The 20427-nt window shown below is 42.6% G+C and carries 18 protein-coding genes; 12 read left to right on the forward strand and 6 right to left on the reverse strand.

Going from position 1 to position 20427, the window contains the following annotated elements:
* The first annotated feature begins 28 nt into the window (after positions 1-28).
* The 3 genes from OSCIL6407_RS0119035 (at position 29) to OSCIL6407_RS0119045 (ending at position 5859) form a co-directional block, all read left to right on the forward strand.
* Positions 29-3301: a type 2 lanthipeptide synthetase LanM family protein gene (locus OSCIL6407_RS0119035; protein WP_007357381.1), complete on the forward strand. Its 3273-nt coding sequence runs from the start codon at positions 29-31 to the stop codon at positions 3299-3301.
* A 57-nt stretch (positions 3302-3358) separates the two neighbouring features.
* Entirely contained in the window at positions 3359-4807 is a 1449-nt protein-coding gene (locus OSCIL6407_RS0119040; RefSeq protein WP_007357380.1) for a radical SAM family RiPP maturation amino acid epimerase, read from the forward strand.
* Between the two features lie 125 nt (positions 4808-4932).
* On the forward strand, positions 4933-5859 hold the full coding sequence (locus OSCIL6407_RS0119045) for a peptide arginase family protein (RefSeq protein ID WP_007357379.1): 927 nt from the start codon (positions 4933-4935) through the stop codon (positions 5857-5859).
* Positions 5860-6040: 181 nt separating this feature from the next.
* Here the strand turns inward: OSCIL6407_RS0119045 and OSCIL6407_RS0119050 are convergent, their stop codons facing one another.
* Genes OSCIL6407_RS0119050 through OSCIL6407_RS0119060 form a run of 3 tightly spaced genes read right to left on the reverse strand, consistent with a single transcriptional unit; the run spans position 6041 to position 11162 of the window.
* Complete coding sequence (locus OSCIL6407_RS0119050) at positions 6041-8278, reverse strand: NHLP family bacteriocin export ABC transporter peptidase/permease/ATPase subunit (RefSeq protein WP_019487546.1); 2238 nt, start codon at positions 8276-8278, stop codon at positions 6041-6043.
* Entirely contained in the window at positions 8278-10098 is a 1821-nt protein-coding gene (locus tag OSCIL6407_RS0119055) for an NHLP bacteriocin system secretion protein (RefSeq protein ID WP_007357377.1), read from the reverse strand. The genes OSCIL6407_RS0119050 and OSCIL6407_RS0119055 overlap by 1 nt, the downstream gene beginning before the upstream one ends.
* Before the next feature lie 23 nt (positions 10099-10121).
* Positions 10122-11162 carry a cyclic nucleotide-binding domain-containing protein gene (locus tag OSCIL6407_RS0119060; protein WP_007357376.1) on the reverse strand — a complete coding sequence of 347 codons (1041 nt, stop codon included), beginning with the start codon at positions 11160-11162 and terminating at the stop codon, positions 10122-10124.
* A 299-nt stretch (positions 11163-11461) separates the two neighbouring features.
* On the opposite strand from OSCIL6407_RS0119060, the gene OSCIL6407_RS0119065 reads away from it, so the two are divergent.
* From OSCIL6407_RS0119065 to OSCIL6407_RS0119085, 7 genes are all read left to right on the forward strand, one after another.
* Positions 11462-12160: a glutathione binding-like protein gene (locus OSCIL6407_RS0119065; protein ID WP_007357375.1), complete on the forward strand. Its 699-nt coding sequence runs from the start codon at positions 11462-11464 to the stop codon at positions 12158-12160.
* The gene (locus OSCIL6407_RS35465) at positions 12161-12298 is read left to right on the forward strand and encodes a hypothetical protein (RefSeq protein ID WP_155523408.1); all 138 of its coding nucleotides are present in this window, start codon (positions 12161-12163) and stop codon (positions 12296-12298) included.
* 120 nt (positions 12299-12418) lie between these two features.
* A complete protein-coding gene (locus OSCIL6407_RS32785; RefSeq protein WP_007357374.1) occupies positions 12419-12634 on the forward strand; it encodes a DUF3285 domain-containing protein in 216 nt (71 codons plus the stop codon).
* Positions 12635-12881: 247 nt separating this feature from the next.
* A complete protein-coding gene (gene ybeY / locus OSCIL6407_RS0119070) occupies positions 12882-13415 on the forward strand; it encodes an rRNA maturation RNase YbeY (protein ID WP_007355268.1) in 534 nt (177 codons plus the stop codon).
* Positions 13416-13593: 178 nt separating this feature from the next.
* Positions 13594-14100 carry a diacylglycerol kinase family protein gene (locus tag OSCIL6407_RS0119075; RefSeq protein ID WP_007355267.1) on the forward strand — a complete coding sequence of 169 codons (507 nt, stop codon included), beginning with the start codon at positions 13594-13596 and terminating at the stop codon, positions 14098-14100.
* A gap of 29 nt (positions 14101-14129) precedes the next feature.
* Positions 14130-14723 carry an anthranilate synthase component II gene (locus OSCIL6407_RS0119080; protein ID WP_007355266.1) on the forward strand — a complete coding sequence of 198 codons (594 nt, stop codon included), beginning with the start codon at positions 14130-14132 and terminating at the stop codon, positions 14721-14723.
* Positions 14724-14803: 80 nt separating this feature from the next.
* Complete coding sequence (locus OSCIL6407_RS0119085) at positions 14804-15580, forward strand: MBL fold metallo-hydrolase (protein ID WP_007355265.1); 777 nt, start codon at positions 14804-14806, stop codon at positions 15578-15580.
* 145 nt (positions 15581-15725) lie between these two features.
* Here the strand turns inward: OSCIL6407_RS0119085 and OSCIL6407_RS0119090 are convergent, their stop codons facing one another.
* Positions 15726-15995: a GlsB/YeaQ/YmgE family stress response membrane protein gene (locus OSCIL6407_RS0119090; RefSeq protein ID WP_007355264.1), complete on the reverse strand. Its 270-nt coding sequence runs from the start codon at positions 15993-15995 to the stop codon at positions 15726-15728.
* A 275-nt stretch (positions 15996-16270) separates the two neighbouring features.
* Between OSCIL6407_RS0119090 and OSCIL6407_RS0119095 the strand changes: the two genes are divergently transcribed.
* Positions 16271-17461 (forward strand): tetratricopeptide repeat protein, encoded by a 1191-nt coding sequence (locus OSCIL6407_RS0119095; protein WP_007355263.1) that lies wholly within the window; start codon positions 16271-16273, stop codon positions 17459-17461.
* A 111-nt stretch (positions 17462-17572) separates the two neighbouring features.
* Here the strand turns inward: OSCIL6407_RS0119095 and tnpA are convergent, their stop codons facing one another.
* Positions 17573-17980 (reverse strand): IS200/IS605 family transposase, encoded by a 408-nt coding sequence (tnpA, locus tag OSCIL6407_RS0119100; RefSeq protein WP_007355262.1) that lies wholly within the window; start codon positions 17978-17980, stop codon positions 17573-17575.
* A 77-nt stretch (positions 17981-18057) separates the two neighbouring features.
* Between tnpA and OSCIL6407_RS0119105 the strand changes: the two genes are divergently transcribed.
* Positions 18058-19386 carry an RNA-guided endonuclease InsQ/TnpB family protein gene (locus OSCIL6407_RS0119105; protein ID WP_007355261.1) on the forward strand — a complete coding sequence of 443 codons (1329 nt, stop codon included), beginning with the start codon at positions 18058-18060 and terminating at the stop codon, positions 19384-19386.
* A gap of 54 nt (positions 19387-19440) precedes the next feature.
* Here OSCIL6407_RS0119105 and OSCIL6407_RS0119110 read toward each other — a convergent pair whose 3' ends face one another.
* The gene (locus OSCIL6407_RS0119110) at positions 19441-20166 is read right to left on the reverse strand and encodes a carbonic anhydrase (protein ID WP_007355260.1); all 726 of its coding nucleotides are present in this window, start codon (positions 20164-20166) and stop codon (positions 19441-19443) included.
* Between the last annotated feature and the right edge of the window lie 261 nt (positions 20167-20427).

Here is a 20427-nt window from a genome sequence, read left to right on the forward strand (position 1 = left end):
TAGCAATTAGCAATAGGACTTAGAAAAAATGCAAGTTTGTAAAAAAGATTTAATTAAAATTGTTGAAAAAGCTAGCACGATCGACGAACGCCTTAACTCTAATTTTGCCTTCGATTCAGCTAGCGAGAGCCCAGACATTATTAATGCCCGAATCAAACAGTGGTGTCAAGTTGTAGCTGAAGGAGATTTCGCAAAATTCCAGCAACACCTGAGCCAGATGGGTTTAGATTTAAACTCAGCCCGCAACGCTGTTAGTAACGTTCGCTTTCAGGGCGATCGCTTACCAGCATGGGCTCAAACCCTAGAAGAGAGCTTACAAGCCAGAACTGCGATCGCCAAAGACAATTTAGCATTTCTCAATCCCCTGCGCCCTTTACCCTTTGAAGAAATTTGGCTGTCTTCAGTTTACATCGCCAGAGAAAAACTAATCGCGAACACCGGAAATAGCTACTCACTGCTAACCGCAGCCGCCCACGCCAACTTAGAACGCAGCCTGCTAGAATTGTTAGCAAATTTGGGCTCGCGGGCATTATTTCAGAAATTTAAAATCTTTCAACAGCAAAAACAACCTGCCTTAGTTAGCTCCTGGCCATTAACTGTCACCTATACTAACAAACAATACAAGCAATTTATCGAAGACTTGCTGAACGGAGAATTAATAACATTTTTCCAAGAGTATTCCGTATTGGCACGTCTAGCCGGGACGCTGGTAAACTTATGGGTAGAAACAACAACTGAATTCCTGCAAAGATTAGCTTCAGATTGGAGTGAAATTCAGCAAACTTTCCAACCGGAAACAGAGCTGGGTCAAGTTACAGTTATTCAACCCAACCTTTCCGATCGCCACCGTCAAGGGCGTTCCGCGATCGCAATTCTATTTAGCTCAGGCTTAGAACTGGTTTACAAACCCAAAAGCCTTGGTACAGAAAAAGCTTACAGCCAGTTACTCACTTGGTTAAATAACAGAGATATTCCCTTAACCTTTAAACCGCAAAAAATCATCGATCGCTCAACCTATGGCTGGGCAGAATTTATCGAACATCTACCTTGTCAAAACCAAGCACAAGCTAGTCGCTACTATCAACGGATGGGGATGTTTCTCTGCCTAGCCTACGTCCTCAAAGGCACAGACTTTCTTGATGAAAATATTATTGCTTGTGGCGAATATCCCGTCCCCATCGATTTAGAAATGCTCTTAAATCATGGCGTGCGGGGGGAAGTTAGCACCGCCGATCGAGATGCCTATTCCCTCGCTTACGAACAAATGTATAGCTCCGTATTGGATACGGGATTACTTCCTAGATGGCTATTTGTAGCCACAGGGCAAAGCCTTGACGTTTCAGGTTTGGGAAGTGGCAGCCAGCAAGAAACGCTCTTTAAAGTAACGAAATGGCAGAACGTCAATAAAGATGACATGGTTCTAGGTTCGGATTATGAGGCGATGCCACCTGGTAAAAACATACCGTATCTAAATGGTGTGGGACTTTCCCCCAGCAATTATTTAGAAGAACTCATCGCTGGGTTTCGGCAAATGTACCAGTTTCTCCGAGAACAGCGCGACGCACTTTTGACAGCAGATAGCCCTTTAATGAATCTGGGCAAACAGCAAGTGCGCTTCACTTTCAGAGCAACAAAAATTTATTGCGTCATACTAGAAATGTCGCTGAAATTAGAGGCTCTGAAAGATGGTGCAAATCGCAGCATTCAGTTAGATTATTTGAGTAGAGAGCGATTTTGGAATGACAAATTTCATAGCTTGCGACGCAATAGCGAGGGAGCAGTTGGGCAGTTGATTGCAGCCGAAAAACAAGCACTAGAGTATATGGATATTCCCTTATTTACAGCTTGGGCTAATCAAGATGCTTTGCCGATCGCTACTAATGAAACCATTGAAAACTGCTTTGCCCAACCAAGTATCGACTTAGCGATCGCTCGATTGCAACAATTGAGCGCAGATGACCTAAAATGGCAAATTGGACTAATTCGCGGTTCCCTCTACGCACAGATTGCCAAACAATGCGAGAGTTCTAGTTTAAGCCCAAGTTTAGAACTCCAGCTCGATTTAGTCCCACAACTGGATTCAAAAGATTTAGTCCGAGAAGCCGAAGCGATCGCCAAACGCCTCCAAAACAATGCCCTTCATTCTCCCAATGGTAGCGCCAGTTGGATTGCTCTAGTTTACTTAATGGAGATCCAGCGCTTTCAACTAGAACCTGTAAGCGATCGGCTCTATGACGGCAGTTGTGGAATTGGCATATTTCTATCAGCTTTAGCCAAAATTCAAGGAAATTCAGAACTTCAAGAACTAACTTTAGCAGCGATCGAATCTCTGCGTCAGCATTTACAAAATCCTCAAATTAGTCGCGCTATGGTGCAAAAAATTGGGATTGGCGGTGCTGTGGGATGCGGTTCTATAATCTACGGGTTAACTCGAATTGGCCAATTTCTAGAAAATAGCGCTGTAATTGAGGATGCAACCAAAGCTGCTGCTTTATTAACACCAGAAAAATTTGCCGACGATCGCAAGTTTGATGTTACTTTCGGCACAGCCGGAGCGATTTTAGGACTGTTAGCGCTCTACGAAGTAACCAAAGAACCAGCCATTTTAGAACAAGCGATCGCAGGAGGAAAGCATTTACTTCAATACCGCACTGCTAGCGACTCCGGATTCAGAACTTGGCAAACCGTTGATGGCAAGTTACTAACAGGATTTTCTCACGGTGCGGCGGGGATTGCTTATGCCTTATTGCGGTTATATAAAGTCAGCAACGAGGTTGTATTTCTAGAAGCAGCAGCAGAAGCGATCGCTTACGAACGCAGCGTTTTCTCACCAAAAGCAGGTAACTGGCCAGATTTTAGAAACTCCGTCAGCCGTAACGGAGAACCCAGTTTTACGAACACTTGGTGTCATGGTGCGCCAGGAATAGGTTTAGCACGGCTGGGAAGTTTGGAAATGCTTAATTCGGCGGAAATTCAGCAAGATATTGAATTTGCGATCGCAGCTACGCCGCAAGTCAAAGCCGAAGAAATAGACAATTATTGCTGTGGTAATTTCGGGCGGCTCGAGCTATTTCTAGAAGCAGGAAAACGCTTAAATCGACCGGAATTAATTACTATTGCCCAACAACAAGCTGCTTGGGTAGTAACTCGCGCCCGACAAACGGGATCTTTCCAAGTATTTGCTAATGTGGCAGGGGATACATACAGCCCTGGTCTGTTTACGGGAACTGCGGGAATTGGTTATCAACTGCTGCGCCTAGCTTATCCCGACTTACTGCCATCTCTATTGTTGTGGAAATGAAGCAAAAGAGTTTTGAGTTTAAAACGATCAGAAAAACTATCACAGAGGATTCGGAAAATGACTGCTAAGACATTACCTTTGGCTCCCCAATTGGCTCAATTAGATGACGCGCTAGAACAAAAAACGATCGAGCGGTGGATGAAATTAGACGAGCAAGAATTAACGAGTATCAGCCATATCAAGCGATTTACGGAATATTACGAAGCCGATCCAGAATTTAGAAAAAATGTGGCGATCGCACCCGAACAAACAGTGGCTCAATACAATCTCAAAATTCCCTTAGCAGAAATTCGCTGGTTATGGGACGCGGAATTTGTAAAAAGCCAACAATCCCAAGACATCCCATTTCCCATCGCCCTCCAACGTTTCATTGACTACGAAAAAGCACGGGAACGATATTTTTTTCGCTGGCGCAATAATATGCCGGATAGCGATCCGAGATTTCAGGCGTGGCGCGATCGGCAAATTGCACGCGGAGACAGCGAAATTCGCAAATCTCATAACGCTCAAATTCTCCATGCACCTGTTGCTTTTGAACTGACTAAAGGATGTTCTGTTGGCTGTTCATTTTGCGGGATTTCAGCACCGCGTTTTAGCGATATCTTTACTTACACCGCCGAAAATGCCCAACTTTGGGGCGAAGTGTTAGAAGTTATTAAAGAAATTTGTGGCCCTGCTGCCGGTACTGGCTTTTGTTACTGGGCAACTGACCCCCTTGATAACCCCGATTATGAACAGTTTGTCAGCGATTTTCAAGCCATTTTAGGCGCAATTCCACAAATGACGACTGCCCAACCCATGAAATATCCAGCACGGGTGCGATCGCTTTTGAAATTCTCAGACTCTCAGGGTTTTACTTACCATCGCTTCTCTATTTTGTCCCTCAAAATTTTACAAAATGTATATGCAGAATTCTCGCCAGAGGATCTAATCCGCGTCGGTTTAGTCATGCAAAATAAGGAGTCGCTGATGAATAAAGCAGTGGCTGGTCGTTCCTGGGAAAAGCAAAATAAAGCTGGAGAAGCATCTGATGAGTTAGCCCAATCAACGATTGCTTGTGTAACAGGATTTTTGTTTAACATGGTCGAGCGCAGCGTTAAAATTATTAGTCCTTGCAAAGCTGACGATCGCTGGCCTAATGGCTATCGAGTTTACGATCGAGGAAACTTTGAGAGTGCCAATGACCTCAAAGTTCTCTTAGAACGAATGATAACTCAGCAGATGCCTTTAGAAATTAGAGCCGATCAGAATCTTAGATTTCGCCGCGACCTCAAACACGAAAATCTTGATGATGGCTTCAAACTTTCCACTCGATTTCTAACCCTCAAGTTCCGCCACCGTCCTTTGATTAAAGAATTGGGAGAAGCAATTTTAAAAGGCAATAAAACGGCAGCCGAAATCGTCGCGGAATTTGAAAAATTAGGAGTGAATGCAACAGAAACTTATTACTCACTTAATTTAATGTTCAATCGTGGCGTTCTTGATGACGAACCTCAGCCTGGGTAGCTGAAACTATAGTAAAAGTAGGTTGGGTGGAACGAAGTGAAACCCAACATCAGGATTGTAGCAATACTTTTCAGAATTAGTATTAGCAATTACCAATTACCAATTACCAAAAAAGGAGAATCACTATGGCTAAGATTCCGTTTTATATCATGGAAGAGCACAATGAAGCATTTTTTATTTGGCATTATGCAGTAGCGGAAGGGTGGATTAACAAAAATCAGAATACGCTACTTCATGTAGATGAACATTCAGACCTAGTAGTTCCAATTTTAAATAGTTCTCTGAAGTCGGTAAATGAGAATATAAAAAGGGTACATGACTTCACCTACAGCGAATTAACAATCGCTAATTTTATCTATCCTGCACTTTATCAAGGAGTATTTAGTCAGGTTTACTGGTTGCGTCAAAAACACGACCCAAAATTAAATGGACAGAAACAACTCAATATCTATTCCCATCAGGGAGAAGGTAAAAGATTAATACTAAAATCGAAGGTTGACTTTAATAACCTGTTTAATCCTGATTGCAAATCTTTCACAATTACACCGCTTAATGCTCAAGATGATCTCTCTAGTGAGGAATCAAAAAAATTAAATAAATCGGTAATTCTCGATATCGATATTGACTATTTTTCCTGTGATAACGTATCGGGAGAATATTTAGAAGTTGAGATTACAGAAGAGGCTTACTATGACTATATCAATAACCTTTATAACAAACTGCGTATTTGTTGGGGTGGGAATGCCTCGGTCAAATATATGGATGGGAAGTATTACTTTTGTATCATCCAACCTGATAAATTAGTCGCTGAAAATTTGAAGGTTTCTGAGGATGCGATCGTAGAACGAATTGATGCACTGATTGATTTTTTGAAAGTAAATGAAATTCAGCCTAAACTAATAGATGTATGTCGTTCTCGTCTCAGCGGATATACACCTAACGATCAATGGGAATTCATTGAGAATACGCTAGTAGAAAAGTTATCTAGCATCTATGAATTCGAGCCAATTTTTGTGAGCGAACTGTCTAAAAAAGTTTTAGTAGAGGTCTAGTTTTATAGGGTTCTTAACTAATTTGAGTACAAAACTTCACCCAAAATTTAATTAAATGTAGGGTGGCCGCGAGCCGCAACAAACCTGTAAATCATAGCATAAGATAGTTGTCGGCGAGCGCCCACATTACAATTACCAATTACCAATTACCAATTACCAATTACCAATTACCAATAATATTTTACTCAGACTGAATCAAGCGCATATAAGGGCCGGGAACTGCCCTCATTTCCTCATGAGTACCGCGCTGTACAACCTTACCTCGATCTAAGAGAATGATCTCATCACAGTCACGAATCGTACTCAAACGGTGAGCAACAATTAAACAAGTACAACCCCGCCGCCGAAGATTTTGATCGATAATTTTCTCAGTTTCTGCATCTAAAGCACTCGTAGCTTCATCCATAATTAAGATCGAAGGATCGTTTACCAAAGCACGGGCAATTTCTAAACGTTGTCGCTGTCCGCCACTTAAGTTTGCCGCACCTTCAAGCAAATTCCCTTCAATACCACCAGAAATAGCTAAAACCACATCTAAAATCGCCGCATCTTGGCAAGCACGTAATAATTGATCTTTGGGAATTGTACTATCCCATAGAGTTAAGTTTTCACGCACGGTTCCCCCAAACAGAAAAATATCCTGTTCAACCATTGATAGAGAATTTGTAAGCACAGAACGGGGGATTTTATGACGAGGAATACCATCAAATAAAATCTCTCCAGACCAAGCTTCATATAACCCTGCAACTGTTTTGGCAACAGTCGATTTACCAGAACCACTCCCTCCTACTAAGGCTACTCTTTGACCTGGTCGCAAGCTGAGACTAAGATTTTCAACTAAAGGAGCGTCAATTCGTGAATAGCCAAAAGTGAGATTGCGAAGTTCGAGATATCCTGCCAATTTAAAGGCAGAATTAGTTAATTTTCCATTTGTACGAGGTATTGCGTCAACCTGAAAGGGATTTTGAGGATTTTCTAGGTTAATCTGCGAATCAACTTCATTATCTAGCACATCATCTAATTGGTTAATATCTCCCTCTAACTCCTGAAGGGTACTACCAAAACTCACTAAGGTATTAACTGGCTTCTGAAATAGAGCCATTAAACTTTGAAAAGCAACTAACATCCCTATACTTAGGTGTCCATCCATCACCCTTAACCCGCCAATAATAAGAAGTGACAGAGTGGTTAAGGCAGTGATGAAATTGGGTAAAACAGTGATAGCTTGGTTGCTAATTCCGAGTTCCTGTTGAGCATTTTCTGCTTTCGTATAATATCCAGCCCAACGAGCAAAAAAGTCTGATTCTAAGGCTGCGGATTTGATGGTTTCAATACTTTGTAACCCTGCAATGGCAACACCTGCTGCCTTTCCTTGATCTTGCACTAACCTCATGTGACTATCTTTGCGTTTCTCTGCCACCCACTGCAAGGTTGAGACATTAAGGATTGCCAAGAAGATGCTGATTATAGTCAGTACCCAGTCATAGGCAAACATCACTGCTGCATAAAATATAACCATCACAACATCGATCGCAGTTTGGGCTAACTGACCAGATAATACATCTGCAACTCTGGTATTTAACTGTGCGCGGTTGCTAATTTCTCCCGCGAACCTTTGAGCATAAAATCCCACTGGTAAGCGGAGAATATGCCACAAAAAGCGGCTTGACATCCCCACAGATAGTTTGATTTGTAAATGTCTTAAGTACCGCAATTGCAGCAGAGTTAAACTGGCTTGAATGAGGGCAGTAATTCCTATGCCGATTAATAAGGGTCGCAACCAATCATAGCGATTTTCGACGAGAATATTATCCACAAAGATTTGACCAAAAATGGAAATAGCCAACCCCGGAATTACAAGAAAAAAACCAGCTAAAATACAGTAGATAATTGCCCCTACTGAGCCTTTTAAACGCTCCATTAAAGAGCGAATAATGCTAGGTTTACGGCCACCACGTTTAAACTCTGGGCCCGGTTCCATCAGCAAAACTACGCCAGTGTAAGCCTGATCGAATTCCTCAAAACTCACACTCCGAGGGCCAGTGCCGGGATCGTTGAGATAAACACGGTCTTTTGTAAATCCTTCAACTACTAGGAAATGGTTGAAGTTCCAAAATACAATAAAGGGAGGTTGAATTTCTTGAAGTTGGGCAAGTTGTTTTTTAAATCCCTTCGCCTGCATTCCATAATTTTTAGCAGCTTTTAATACATTCGATGCTTTACTGCCATCACGGGAGACACCGCAATTAGTCCGCAGTTCGGGTAAAGGAACGATCCGACCATAATATCTCAGAATAATTCCCAAAGCGGCTGCACCACACTCTACCGCTTCCATTTGTAATAAGGTTGGTGTTTTTACCCGCTTGAAGATTTTGGGTTGTTTTGATTTAGAAAATCCCATCTTTAACATCTTTTTCATCAATAAACACCAGTCCATTCCCGGAGAACGGGTAGTAAAAAGGTAATAGGCGCTTGTTCTTCCACCCGAACTCTAGCAGTGGTGGTAATCCCAGGGGTAATTTTTAGTTGTGGGCCCTGGGAAGATGACCACTTATAACCACTGGGAGTTTGATCTGATTCCAATTGGGCACGGACTTCTACAATCGCCCCCCCTGCATTTTCTCCACCTGCTCCGCCGCTGACATTTTGAATTAATCCACTAACCAAATCGGGATTGCCAATCACTGCTGCCACACCTTTTTGAGTAATAGGAAACTCGGAAACTGAAGTGACAGTGCCAACAATTCCTCCATATCGTTGCCGCTTAACTGTATCCGGTGTAATTTGAATCATCATCCCCGGTTTCACTTTTTTGCCATCTTTAACTGTAAAGTAACTAACTCCAACTATGGTGCCTTTGCGGCTGGTCACATTCAAAGAACCTAAATTAGTACCGGGTGAAACTACTTGTCCTTCTGTAGCCATGATTTCTAAAATGCAGCCGGCGTGAGGACTGCGAATTTCGCTGTTGTCAATAATTTGTTGTTGCAATTGAGCAATTTCTCGACGGACATCCTGAATCGGATTTTGTTTATTATTTAGTTGTTCTAAGTTATCTTGTTCTAACCGCTTGGCTTTGGTTTCCAATTCTTGCAAATCTGCTTGAGTTTGACGAATTTGATTGAGATTTTCTAGATGTCGTTGTTGAGATTCTGTTTCCTTGACTTCCAAGTCCTTAAGTTGTGCTTGAATTTCATTGATTTGATTGAGACTATTGAGATATTGTTGTTGGGTTGTGGCTTCTTGAACATCGATATCTTTGAGTTTTGCCTGAAGCGCTCCAATCTGATTGAGATTTTCCAGATATTGCTGTTGTGCTTCCACTTCACGAGCATCTAAATCTTTTAATTCTGCCTTGAGTTCTGCAACGCTTTCTAATTTCTGAAAATATTCTTGTTCTGCTTCGAGGAGAGTATCTTGAGGGATGGCACCTTCTGAGAAGAGTTGCCGACGTTTTTCTAATCTTTCTGCTAAAACTGGCGCTAGTTTTTTAGCATTTTCTAAGCGTTGTTGCAGGCTCTGACGCTGTTCAGTAATGGTATTTAAGCCTTTTTCTTTGAGGGTAGGAGTGAGTGATTTAGTATCCCGTAGTTGCTGTTGAATACTTTGTCTTTGTCTGACAATGGCATCTAAACCTTTGCTTTGGATTAGAGGTGTCATTTGTTGCAAATCCTGTAACCTTTGTTGTAGACTCTGACGTTGTTGGGCAATAGCATCTAAGCCTTTATTTTGCAGCATAGGAGTCATAGACTGAGCGGCTAAAAGACGTTGCTGAAGACTAATTTTGGAAGCAATAATGGCATCTTGTTCAGAACGAGTTCCCTGATTTAAGAGCAAAGATGTTTCGTTAGATTGCTGTTGCAATTGTGCTTGTTTATCTTGAGCAAGTTTTAGCCGCTGCTTTAGTTCAGAGGGATCGATGGTTGCTAAGCGTTCATTTTTAGCAATACATTGGCCGGCTTGAACGTATAATGTTTTGAGTTGCCCTGAAATTGGGGATTGAAAATCAACTACTTGACGGGGTGCAATAAAAATACCGCGTCCATCAATGGTGATTGGTATTTTGCCAAAGATACTCCATGCTAACCCGACTATAACTAAACCTCCTAAAACGCTTAAAGGTACCCATTCTTTGGGGCCAACTACTTGCATGAGTTGATCGAGGCGTTCTGGAGAAGAGAGTCGCTCTAGAGATTCTTGGCGAAAAATATTTCGTTTTTTGCTATCTTTAGTAAACATCGTATGTTACTCAATTATAACGGTTAACGTAGCTGGCGAATCATCCAATCAAAGCGGGTGCCGGCAATGGCAGTTCCTTCTAAAACATCAAAATCAAGCTCGTCTTCGGCATCAATTTCTTCGGAGAGCATGGAAGTAAGATCGTTGGCGAGAGTGGCAAATCCACGACGCATAAGTCGATCGCGCCAACGATTTGATAGGACAACAGCAATGGCTCGATAAAATCTACTTGCAAAGGCTCTGTCTTCCTCTAGTTTGGCGGCTAATTGTGATTGAGGTAGAGCTAGTAACCAAGCATTTTCTACTACTTTGACAGTAGCTGAGGCGGTGCCTATTTCTACAAAAGACATTTCACCGAGGATTTCGCCTTTAATTGACTTTGCGACTTCTTTCTCTGTTGTGATTCCGTTTTTGGTAAGGGAAATATAAATACCTAATGTGCCTTCTAGTAAAATGTAAACGGCAGGTACGGGTTTTCCTTGTTGGATGAGAACAGTATTAGGAATAACTTTTTCGGGTACTCCGTGAGCAATCATCCAAGCAATGTCGCTATCATTGAGAACGGCAAATACAAGTAGAACTTTTCGTAATGGTTCGCTGGGTAATGCTTGATTTTCCGTTAGTAAACCTGATAAGCCGCGCAATTGATCCGAGAGTTTTAAGGATAATAAATGATAGAAACGAGAGGCAAAATCTCCATCTGTTTCTAGTTTGCGGACCAGCGTGGTTTTGGATAGTGACAATACCTGAGAATCTTCGACTACCTTGATGGTAGCAGAAGGTAAATGATTATCCAAAAAAGACATTTCTCCCATTAGTTCGCCGGCGAATAGTCGCTTGAGTTCTTGTTCTCCTCCGTCTTGGCGCGATACGGTAACAGCTAGGGTTCCTGAGATAGATAGATAGAGTGATTCTACTGGATGACCTTCTTGGATCAGCACTCGACCCGGTTGACATTTTTCAGGGGTGCCTTCATGTAAAATCCATTCTAAATCCCTCTGATTTAAAATACTAAAAAAGGGAAATTGAGCCAGAGTTTCTGGGACGATCTGCGGAGTTTTCATAAATAACATTGTAAAGCTAATTCTGCGAGGATAAGCTAAACTTGGGAAAACTAGATAGAAAGCACCCTAGAATTGGAATTTGGATGGGAGTTTGAGTTTTGCTATCAAACTTATTTTGTACATTTTCACTGAGCAAATAATACAAAAAAAAAATTCTAATGTCAAGAAGCTTATTAAAAATTTACACCCGCAGGCTGGTTGAGTTTTAATTACTCAACTGTTATATTAAGCTTTGTTAAGCTATAATTTGAGCTCGGGTAATATCCCAAGCACAATTTTTGTAATCTCAGGAGACAGGAATGATTGAAGTTTATTACTGGACAACGCCCAACGGACATAAAATTACGATGTTTCTGGAGGAAGTCGGAGTACCTTATACGCTGATTCCGATTAATATTGGTGCAGGCGATCAGTTTAAACCGGAGTTTTTGAAGATTGCCCCTAACAATCGCATTCCTGCTATTGTCGATCGCGAACCTGTGGATGGTGGCGAACCAATTTCTGTGTTTGAGTCGGGGGCGATTTTGCTTTATTTGGCAGAAAAAACTGGGAAGTTGATCCCTGGCGAGATTCGCGATCGCCTCGAAGTTCTACAATGGCTATTCTGGCAGATGGGCGGTCTCGGGCCAATGGCCGGACAGAACCATCATTTCAGTCAGTATGCTCCCGAAAAAATTCCCTACGCGATCGCACGTTACGTGAATGAGACGGGACGTTTGTATGCTGTATTGAATCGGCGGTTAAGCGATCGCGAATTTGTTGGCGGTGACTATTCGATCGCCGATATTGCCATTTATCCCTGGATTGTACCCTATGCGCTCCAAGGTCAAAAACTAGAAGATTTTGAGCATTTGCAGCGTTGGTTTGAAGCGATTAAAGCCCGTCCCGCAACCATTCGAGCCTATCAGCAAGCAGAAGCTTTCAAAACTCAGGCAATTAGTATTGAAGAGTCGCGAAATTTGTTGTTTAATCAGTCTGCCAAAACAGTTAATGATTGATTGAAGAAACAAGGAACAAGGAATAAGGGAGGAGATAGAACAATTTACTTAAGCGATCGATATCGGATCGATCTTGTCGCGATCGCAGCGCTACTTGAACAAGACTTACCCCAAAATATCCGTAACGCCACTTTCTAGGCAGTACCATCTGAAAGGCGGCGTTACGGCGCGATCGCGCCCCTCCAAACTGCTACACAAAACATTACATTTTTGTTACAATCGTGGCAACTTTAATCTTAACTATCAACACTCAGAACTATGAGCCAATCGCCCTTACCCGTTGAAACCGACTCTGTGTCAGCCACCTCAACCACCCCGTCAGGAACAGCACCTCAACCGAGTTACGTCAAACTCGCCATGCGAAACATGGTTCGCAAGCGCGCAACCTCCCTATTTCATTTTTGCCTAACAGCGATCGCCCTGTTAGGGATACTAATTGGTTTAGCATTCATAGATCGCTATTTTCATCCCTAAATATAGCAGCTTTTAATGTAGTAGGTACTGCAAATTATAGAAGAAGGGGCTAGGGGCTAGGGGCTAGGGACTAGGGAAAGAGGGGGAGATGGGGGAGATGGAGAGGATGGGTAATTAGCGATTACCAATTAGCAATTAGCAATTAGCGATTAGCAATTAGCAATTAGCAATTACCAATTACCAGTTACCAGTTAACAGTTAACAGTTAACAGTTAACAGTTAACCAACATTACAGGAGTGCCAAAAAATGGAAATCGAGGTGAGCGTACAGGACTATTTCTGGGAAGCTAACGAATCAACTTCAGCGACAATTAGCCCTAAGAGTATCGCCGAGGGACAGATTCACCCAGAAACCTGGGAAACCTGGTTTCAGACATGGCTAGAAACCCTTTCCCCAGACATTGGGCCAGTTCCCAGTTGCGAACTCAGCCTCCGCCTCACAGGAGACCCTGAAATGCAAACCCTCAACAGCCAATATCGGCAGCAAAATCAACCGACCGATGTACTAGCTTTTGCCGCTTTAGAGGTAAACTGTCCTCATCCCCAAGAAATGGTAGCATCCATGCCCCTGTATTTGGGTGATATAGTAATTTCGGTCGATACAGCTCACCGCCAAGCCCAGCAGCAACACCATCCCTTAACAACGGAGCTCGCATGGCTAGCGGCTCACGGTTTCTTGCATCTTTTGGGCTGGGATCACCCGGATGAAGATAGTTTGAATAGTATGCTCAATCAACAAGAAATATTGCTTAAAACGATTGGTCTTACCGTTCAAACATAAACGATTTCAATTATATAAGATTGGTGGGCGATGAGTTAACTTTCATCATAACAAAGTCAAAAATAACTTTCTGAAATCACACCCAAAAATCAACAAAAACAGGAAAGCTACGAGACTAAATTAAGCCAATCTTCAAGGTCTTGGGAACACTCATCTCTATCACTTAAGTTTGCCATTTATGAAATTAAATGAGTCGTCAATCTCCTCGGAGCGTGCAGAATTTATCCCCGATTCAGACTCTTCAACCCAAAGCCTGAAAGCGTGTACTAAAGCAGTGAAACATAACCGGGAACTATCCTGGCAAGTTGCCTCCAGTTTAGCAATTAGTTTTAAATTCGCCTGGGCGGGCCTAAGTTATGCTTTTGAAACTCAGCGGAATTTTCGCATTCACACTGTCATTGGCACCTTAGCAATTGTTTTAAGTATCTTTTTGCATCTAAAACCAGTAGAAATATCCGTAATTGGCTTAACAATCGGTTTAGTTTTAGCCCTAGAATTGCTAAATACCGCCATAGAATCAGTGGTAGACTTAACAGTTCAGCAAACCTACCACGACCTAGCTAGAATAGCGAAAGATTGTGCTGCTGGATCTGTGTTAGTTTCAGCAATGGTCTCTGCTCTCGTCGCAGCTACCCTGTTGCTGCCTCCTTTATTAGCCCTAATTCAACCAGTAATTAGCCATTAGACAACAGCTTATTTATAGGAGTATAGCCCTTGATTATAGTCATCGATAACTACGACAGCTTCACCTATAATTTGGTGCAGTATTTAGGAGAATTGGGGGCAGATTTACCTGTAGCCGCCCAAGTGCAAGTCTACCGTAACGACCAAATCTCTATAGAAGAAATTCGCCAGTTGCAGCCAGCAGCAATTGTGATTTCTCCAGGGCCAGGACGACCAGAAGATGCCGGAATTTCTCTAGAATTGATTAAAGAATTAGGGTCAACCATGCCCATTTTAGGAGTTTGCCTCGGTCATCAAAGTATCGGTCAAGTTTTTGGGGGCAATATTGTTTCTGCACCCACTTTAATGCACGGTAAAACTTCTCCGGTTCTGCACGCAGGGATAGGAGTTTTTGAGGGGGTAGAATCGCCCTTAACTGCCACCCGCTACCACAGCCTAGTAATTGAACGAGAAAGTTGTCCAGAGGTTTTGGAAATTACAGCTTGGGTGGAAGATGGTACGATTATGGGCGTGCGTCATCGCCAATACCCGCATATCGAGGGAGTTCAATTTCACCCTGAAAGTGTATTGACAACTTCGGGGAAGCAATTGCTACGAAATTTCTTGGCAAGGCTTCAAAATTAATCGGGTTTTAATCCCACCAAGGTGAATGTAAGAGATGATATTCGGTCAAATTAAACGGGTTTAAATAGATAGGAAGAAAGATGAAACGGCGACAATTAATGCGTTACGCACAGACAAGTTTACTAGCAGCTTTAGCAACTACCTTACCTTCAGGATGGCAAAGCTATCAAGCACAAACCAGCAATGGTTTGTCCGTGCAATGGTTAGGGCATACTTGCTTTTTATTCACTGGCGACGGTCTAAAAGTGCTGGTAAATCCATTCCGTCCAATCGGTTGTACGGCGGGATACCGCGCTCCCAATGTGGCTACAGATTTAATTCTGATTAGCAGCAGATTATTAGATGAAGGCGCGATCGAGGGATTTTCAAATAATCCGGGACTCCTTTACGAACCGGGAGTTTTTCAGTTTAATGGGATGCGGATTGAGGGTATTAATACACAGAAAGATCGCGAAGGGGGACGGCGTTTTGGGATGAATGTGGCTTGGATGTGGAAGCAGGCGGGTGTCAAAATTCTACACTTGGGGGGAATTGCCGGACAAATTGAAATTGAACAACAAATCTTGCTCGGACGGCCAGATTTGCTGTTAATTCCTGTGGGAGGCGGCCCCAAGGCTTATACTCCTGAAGAGGCGAAAAAAACTGTGGAACTTCTGAAACCCAAAATGGTGATTCCCACTCATTACAAAACCCCAGCAGCGGATGCAGCGGCCTGCGATTTGGTATCGCTAGATGACTTTTTAGCGCTAATGAGTGGCACTCCTGTGCGCCGCATAGATCGGGATACGATCGCGCTTAAACCTGCTGATTTACCTGATAATGGGTCGGTAATTGAAGTTTTAAGTTACAGGTTTTAAGGGTTACTATACTTGTCTGTGCTAAATGGTGGCGATCGCGATCTCCTCCATACAAGTTACCCACTAGCAATTAACAATTAACAATCCTCTCTGAGCCTGTCGAGAGGATTGTTAAAATCATCTATTTTTAGTTAAACTTAACTTATTACGCAGCACGCTGAGTTAACAAACCCCAGATGAACAGCAGCACGACTGCACCGATGACTGCAAATGCTACACTAGGGATGGTCAAAGCTCCGTAGGATGCACCCGCGCTAGTTCCTAAAAGGACTTGACCAAGATAACCGCCAGCTAGAGCACCCAAAATTCCTAAAACAGTTGTTGCTAGAAAGCCGCCGCCTTGATGACCTGGATAAATGGCTTTGGCGATCGCGCCAGCAATTAAACCTAATACAATCCAAGCAATAATTCCCATTTCTTTTTCTCCTGACCGTTCAATTTTTATTCTTTTTCTTTGCCTTATGTTCTAAGAATAACAATTGCGGCTGTATATTCTCCTCTACCATTGGGAGGAATCTGATGGGTTAGAAATTTGACCGAAAATCAGAGCTTTGAGGCTTTTTAATCTCTAAAAACAGTCAGAAATAATTTTTTATATGTCGAAAGTTGTAAGTAGAGGCTTTCCTAAGCTGTCAAATTTAGCTCTAAAATTACAACGACCCGTTTTAAGTCAAGAAAATTAGGTGGCAGATGGATCTAAGCTTGTGCATGATTGTCAAAAATGAGGAAATGGCGCTACCCCTGGCGCTAAGCAGCGTTAAAGAGGTTGTGGATGAAATTGTGGTGGTGGATACGGGTTCGAGCGATCGCACCCCGGAAATCGCTAGAAGATTCGGCGCGCGGGTTTATAGCTTTGAATGGTGTCACGACTTTGCGGCGGCGCGAAATCACTCTCTCCAGTATGCTCGTGGTGAGTGGATTTTGGTGTTGGATGCTGATGAAGTGCTGGCTTCGGAGATTGTCCCACACCTGAAGCAGGCGATTAAGAGCGATCGCCACTTGCTAATTAATCTGATCCGCCAAGAAATCGGTGCAGTACAATCTCCTTACTCCTTGGTGTCGCGCTTATTCCGCAACCATCCCAAGATCCGCTTTTCTCGACCTTATCATGCAATGGTAGATGACAGCGTTGGGGAGATTATGACCTGGGAACTGCAATGGAAAATAGGTTCTCTCCCTGGCGTGGCGATTTTACACTCTGGATATCAAGCTGGTGCGATCGCTGCTAAAGGTAAACTTCAAAAAGCTCGGGAAGCGATGGAAAGTTATATCGCTCAACATCCAAATGACCCCTATGTATGCAGCAAGTTAGGTGCTTTGTACGTGGAAATTGGGGAAGTTCAGCGAGGGATAGCACTATTAAAACGAGGCTTGACCGCGATCTCTATAGATACTTATGTACTCTATGAACTGCACTATCATCTAGCCATTGCCTATCGTCAACAACAACAGTTTGACAAAGCAAAGGAACATTATCAAACCGCACTTAAATTAGAGATTTTACCTCAGTTAAAATTGGGAGCTTACAATAATTTAGCCAATTTACTCAAGGATGAGGGCAATCTGGGTGGTGCAAAAAGTCTTTACGAGATGACTTTGCAAATTGACCCCAATTTTGTTGCTGGTTATTATAATTTGGGCATGACACTGAAAGCTCAGGGAAAATTAGAGGCTGCGATCGCGACTTATCAGCAAGCGATCGCTCTCAATCCTGACTCTGCGGAAGCTTACCAAAATTTGGGCGTTGTTTTCCTCAAAGTTGGGAATGTGGCGGAAAGTGTAGCGGCGTTTAAGAAAGCGATCGCGCTTCATGACGAACACAGCAACCCTATAGAAGCTGAACGGCTGCGCGGGGGATTGCGAGAAATGGGTTTGATGTAATCGCGATCGCCTAGATGCACTCATAAAAACAGTTCGGCAAGCGGGAAACTCAGAGTCTTTAGACCTGAGAGGTAAGCGGCACGGGCGGTTTTAACCGCCGTGAATCTTTCTTTAATTGGCGGCATGGTGTGGATCTTCAATATATTTCTTAACCACTTCACTACTAATATTACCTGCGGTACTTACAAAATAGCTACTCGTCCACAAACTAGGTAACTTTAGTAAATGTGGAAACTCTTTTCTCAGGTAATTACTCGACCTTCCTTTAAAAGCTTTGACCACTAATGCCGGAGTGTCTGTGGGTTTAACCGCTACAAATAAATGCACATGATCTGGCGCGACCTCCAAAGCCAAAATGTCCCAACCTTTCTCTATCGCCAAATCTAAAAATATCTGACGGGTTCTAGTTGCTACATTATCCACTAAAACTGGGCGGCGACGCTTAGGGATAAACACAAAATGGTAATTCAGCAGGAACTTAACGTGGTTATGGGTTTTATATTCCGGCAGGGGCAGCATAAAATATTTGTAGACACGACTTGACATATCGACTATACCGTGTGATGCTAATTAATAGCAATATAAGTTATAAAAACATGGCTAAAGCTAGAAGTAAAACGCCCAAAAAACCGAAAGTACCGTTAGGAGTTCAGCAAAATTTAATTAGTCCAAGTCAGCAATTGAAAGCTGTTCTTGAGTTTATCTGCTCTGAGTCAAACAAGCTCCATAATTGCGCCACTTATTATGCCCGACAAATCTGGTTTAAGTCCCATAAGTATGTGACAAGTTTTGACCTTGTAAAAAACCTTACCAAAAATGCACACTTTTCGGCACTTCCTTCTGATGCCGCAACGCAAACCTGTCTCTCAGTTGGAGAGTCGATTAGCGCATTTGCAAAATTAAGAGAACTATGGCGCAATGGCGAACTTGAAAATAAACCCAAGCCACCCAACTATCGGAAGCCAGGATACCAATTAGTTGCCTATCCCAAACGGGCATTAAAACTGATTGACGGACAAATTAGATTTCCTCTGGGTCTGCGTGTTAATGCTTGGTTCGGATTGAAAGAGTTTTTCCTACCGATGCCATCCAACCTTGATTTTGAAAATCTCAGAGAGGTACGAATACTGCCCAGAAATGGCTGCTTTTATGCTGAGTTTGTTTATCCAGTTGTGGTTAAAAAACCTATTTTAGATCCCGCTAAATGTTTGGGTCTGGATCACGGCTTAAATAATTGGTTAACAGGGGTTAGCAATGTCGGGACAAGTTTTATTGTTGATGGCAAGCACTTAAAATCTATCAACCAATGGTACAACAAGCAAGTTGCTAAGCAAATGACCGATAAACCCAATGGCTTCTGGTCTAAACGTTTAGCGGCAATGACTGAAAAGCGGAACCGACAAATGCGAGATGCGGTTAACAAAGCGGCTCGCATAGTAATTCAACATTGTTTAGATAACAGTATCGGCACTTTGGTTTTTGGTTGGAACAAAGGACAAAAGTCTGGAATAGATTTAGGCAATAAGACTAATCAGAATTTTGTACAAATCCCTACCGCTAGACTCAAAGCCAGAATAGAACAACTATGCAAGTTGTATGGTATTCGGTTTGAGGAAACTGAAGAAAGTTACACCAGTAAAGCTAGTTTTTTAGACGCTGACGCGCTACCTAATTTTGGTGAAAAACCCGTAGGCGAAGCCACTCTGAAAGAGTTAGGGTGGAAGGCATCTGGAAAAAGAGTTAAGCGTGGATTGTATCGTACTTCTGAGGGTGTTGAAATCAACGCCGATTGTAACGGCGCGGCTAATATTTTAAGAAAAGTAGCGGTGAAGCTTGGGCTAGACCTAAGTGGAATCAGTAGAGGCGGTTTGTGCTCGCCTTTGAAGTCTAGATTTTGGACTATTCAAGAATCTCAGCGGCTTTAGCCCTGAGAGTATCAATAAAGTTAATGCTACGATCTAGGAATTGTGCGACCAAGGTCAGTAAATTATCTCTACCTTGGCTGTATCCAAATCATAGCGCGCACCTACAATTTTTAGTTTACCAGTCTTCACCGCTTCCCCTAAAATCGATGAGGTAACTTTTAACTTATCCACACTCATTTTGATATTAGCTCTGACGAGGTTATCTAACTTATCCCCCGACTGATTTTGTACTTGCTCTAAAGCTGGTTTAATAGCTGCTACCACAGTGCCAATATTGCCAGGAACAGAATGACCCTCTAAAGTTGCTTTAACAGCACCACACCGTTCGTGACCGAGTACCAATATCAGTGGAACCCCTAATTCTGCTACCGAATATTCAATGCTACCGATGATAGTATTGTCAGTGACATTGCCCGCTACTCGCACATCAAATATATCGCCCAATCCTCGATCGAAAAGTAGTTCGGGAGGAACCCGCGAATCCGAACATCCGAGAATGGTCGCAAATGGATGTTGACTGTGTGCAACCTCTGAAATTCGCGCCTGATTTTGGTCGGGAAAAATCCGTTTTTGCTGAATATAGCGCTGATTCCCTTCCATCAATTTTTTGAGCGCTTGATCTGCCATTATACTGGGAGCCACCTCTTTTGGATTTATTTCTGCGATCGCACTTTGAGATTTCAAGAGGTGCGGCCAAAGGCTGGCTGCCATTGCGCTCGCACCACCGAGCAGAATTAAATTTCTCCGGGACATCTTGCCTATTTTTCTGGCTTCTGTCATTGTTTTATAATTTAGAGCGAGTGTTGATATCGATCGATTATAAGCTCTACAATAAGACTCAGCACTAAATCTTTATTTTTCTTTATAAGCCACACTCCACAGATTATAAAAGTAGATTTAATAGCGCTCCCAGTCCTCAAAAACCATCCAACACTAGCGGCAAACATTTAAAGGTTTTCTCAGGCTATAATCTACTTTGATTGAACTCATTTTCTCGCTACTTTTTAACTCGCTCGTAGAGTCAGACGCACGATTTAGTAA

Source organism: Kamptonema formosum PCC 6407 (assembly GCF_000332155.1).
GTDB lineage: Bacteria > Cyanobacteriota > Cyanobacteriia > Cyanobacteriales > Microcoleaceae > Kamptonema > Kamptonema formosum.